The sequence below is a fragment of the Streptococcus sp. 4155 genome, from assembly GCF_013276695.1.
GTDB classification, from domain to species: Bacteria; Bacillota; Bacilli; order Lactobacillales; family Streptococcaceae; genus Streptococcus; species Streptococcus pseudopneumoniae.
In genome coordinates this window covers 1-992 of sequence record NZ_VMLM01000014.1, presented here as the reverse complement: position 1 = coordinate 992, position 992 = coordinate 1, and the positions used below count along the sequence as shown (strand labels likewise).

The 992-nt window shown below is 49.2% G+C and carries 1 protein-coding gene; it reads left to right on the top strand.

Annotated features, from left to right (window positions below):
* Nucleotides 1–14: 14 nt before the first annotated feature.
* Nucleotides 15–992, top strand: a 978-nt coding sequence (locus HT715_RS01875) for a DUF1542 domain-containing protein (RefSeq protein WP_345789783.1), incomplete at its 3' end; no start/stop codon positions are given.

Below are 992 nucleotides of genomic sequence, written 5' to 3'. Positions count from 1 at the left end.
CAGCAGTTCACCCAGTGGCTAAGGACAAAGCTAAGGACAAAGCTAAAGAAGCAGTAGCAGCTAAGCTTAAAGAAAAAGAAGCCGAGATTGATGCGAACGCTAACCTTTCAGATGCAGAAAAAGCAGCAGCTAAAGAACAAGCTAAGCAAGCAGCAGACAAAGCTATCCAAGCCATTGACGCAGCAAGCGACCAAGCAGGCGTGGATAAAGCGCAAGCAGACGGAATTGCCGCAGTAGCAGCAGTTAATCCAGTGGCTAAGGACAAGGCTAAGGAAGCAGTAGCAGCTAAGCTTAAGGAAAAAGAAGCCGAGATTGATGCGAACGCTAATCTTTCAGATGCAGAAAAAGCAGCAGCTAAGAAACAAGCTAAGCAAGCAGCAGACAAAGCTATCCAAGCCATTGACGCAGCAAGCGACCAAGCAGGCGTGGACAAAGCGCAAGCAGACGGAATTGCCGCAGTAGCAGCAGTTAACCCAGTGGCTAAGGACAAAGCTAAGGACAAAGCTAAGGAAGCAGTAGCGGCTAAGCTTAAAGAAAAAGAAGCCGAGATTGATGCGAACGCTAACCTTTCAGATGCAGAAAAAGCAGCGGCTAAGGAACAAGCTAAGCAAGCAGCGGACAAAGCTATCCAAGCCATTGACGCAGCAAGCGACCAAGCAGGCGTGGACAAAGCGCAAGCAGACGGAATTGCCGCAGTAGCAGCAGTTAACCCAGTGGCTAAGGACAAGGCTAAGGAAGCAGTAGCAGCTAAGCTTAAGGAAAAAGAAGCCGAGATTGATGCGAACGCTAACCTTTCAGATGCAGAAAAAGCAGCAGCGAAAGAACAAGCTAAGCAAGCAGCAGACAAAGCTATCCAAGCCATTGACGCAGCAAGCGACCAAGCAGGCGTGGATAAAGCGCAAGCAGACGGAATTGACGGACTAGCAGCCGTGAAGGCAGAGGGTGAAGGCAAGGCTAAGGAAGAAGTAGGAGCGAAGGTTAAGGAAAAAGAA